The organism is Oleiphilus sp. HI0067 (assembly GCF_001635735.1).
Map to the genome: position 1 here is coordinate 1 of NZ_LWFI01000086.1, position 1,883 is coordinate 1,883.

Annotated in this window: 3 protein-coding genes; 2 read left to right on the plus strand and 1 reads right to left on the minus strand. The window is 42.2% G+C overall.

What is annotated here, in order from left to right:
• Both A3739_RS01300 and A3739_RS01305 read left to right on the plus strand, forming a co-directional pair.
• Positions 1 to 264: methylglyoxal synthase (locus A3739_RS01300; protein ID WP_156502228.1), on the plus strand; the 264-nt coding region annotated here is incomplete at its 5' end.
• 65 nt (positions 265 to 329) lie between these two features.
• Complete coding sequence (locus A3739_RS01305; RefSeq protein WP_068479459.1) at positions 330 to 1,250, plus strand: ADP-ribosylglycohydrolase family protein; 921 nt, start codon at positions 330 to 332, stop codon at positions 1,248 to 1,250.
• Between the two features lie 356 nt (positions 1,251 to 1,606).
• Here the strand turns inward: A3739_RS01305 and A3739_RS01310 are convergent.
• Positions 1,607 to 1,883 (minus strand): hypothetical protein (locus A3739_RS01310; RefSeq protein ID WP_231876970.1); only part of this gene is annotated, 277 nt, incomplete at its 5' end.

Below are 1,883 nucleotides of genomic sequence, written 5' to 3' on the forward strand. Positions count from 1 at the left end.
CATAGCGGTCCTCTAGGCGGCGACCAACAAATTGGTGCAAAAATCTCTGAAGGAAAAATAGATATGCTTATCTTCTTCTGGGATCCACTTGAACCAATGCCTCATGACCCTGATATCAAGGCGCTTTTACGTATCGCATCTCTCTGGAATATCCCGATTGCATGTAATGAGAGTACCGCTGATTTTCTGGTTGCATCACCATTAATGACAAATTTCGAAAGAGATAAACCTGACTTTTCAGATTACCAAAACCGAAAGCTCTAACAGGTAATAACTTTAGTGCCGCATAAAAGATGACTGCTTCAAAGGAATACGGAATTTAGATATTTATGTTAAGCCTACTAGACCGTTATGAAGGGTGCCTTCTTGGACTCGCCGTTGGTGATGCAATTGGAACAACACTCGAATTTATGCCAAAGGGAAGCTTTACGCCTATTGATGACATGATCGGCGGAGGACCCTTTGGTCTTAGAGCGGGCCAATGGACAGATGACACCTCTATGGCACTTTGCCTTGCGGAATCTCTTATTCAACGGAATGGATTTGACCCTATTGACCAAATGAATCGCTATTGTAATTGGTGGCAGTGGGGTTATCTGAGCAGTACTGGCGAATGTTTCGATATCGGTTCCACTGTTGTTGAGGCACTCAATAAATACTTGGAGAATAAAAAGCCCTTCGCTGGTTCAATAGAACCTGATTGCGCAGGCAATGGTTCCCTAATGCGTCTAGCACCTGTTCCAATGACTTACTATGGGAATATCGATAATGTGATTAAGTATGCTGGAGAAAGTTCAAGGACGACTCATGGAACAGCAGAGTGCATCGATGCGTGCAAATACTTTGCAGATCTGCTATGTCTTACGCTAGATGGAGTTGATAAAGGCGATTTATTGAATAGCTCTTCATATAAACCTTATACACAAAAGATTAACTTAATCTCAGATGGAAGATTCCTGAACAAATCAGAACAAGAAATATCAGGAAGTGGCTATGTCGTTCATTCTCTAGAAGCGGCTCTGTGGTCATTTTTCACAACAGATTCTTATGAGTCCGCAATACTAAAATCTGCAAATTTGGGCGATGATGCCGATACCACTGCCGCAATTTGTGGACAGATTTCTGGAGCATATTACGGAGCGAGTAACATTAAGAAATCTTGGCTAGATAAGTTGCATATGCATGACGAAATTAAGGCCACAGCAAACCAACTTCTAGAACTAAGAGACAAACTGAATCAACCTTCCTAAATGTCAGACGCCCCCGATACTGGTAAATAAATCCATATGGCGTTCAGCCAATGGGTTTATGCGCAGCTCGCCTACGAGCGGAGTCGGCAGAGAGCGAATTCCACAATTCGCTAATGAAAGCTTTGTCCAAACAAAGATTTCATGGCTCTGTTTTGATCGACTCTCTCGATCAAAATTGACGTTCGTCCAGAACAACAACTAAGCATTTACTTGCCGCTCCAACGACAATCAGAAACTGAATTCCCCTGCGCTTTGTTTGACATTCAAAGCGCTCTACGTTGAGGGGCTGCTGTCGAGGAGGGGGAATCAATTAATGCGGATAATATTGCTAATCGAAAGCCTAACTGAAGTGTACGCTAACCCAATTGATGTATTTCTATTCGACCAGCATAGGAAGCAGAAGCAAGAAGATTATCTTCTAGCCAGCACAGCGAAGTTGCAAAATTTTCATGCCTAAACAGTTCATTCCATTTATCCAGAAAGCCAACTATATGAACAACTCTCCCATCTTCTCCACAGGAATATAAACCATACTCATCAAGCACAATGTCTCTTACGATCCCCATGTGAATATTCCAGGTTCTCACGAGTTTTAGAGTATTTTTACAAAGTTGATGAATATTTCCTTCCTCC

What these genes read in the sequence shown, in the direction of transcription:
- A3739_RS01305 (WP_068479459.1), top strand. Translation starts at nt 330, where the DNA reads ATGTTAAGCCTACTAGACCGTTATGAAGGGTGCCTTCTTGGACTCGCC.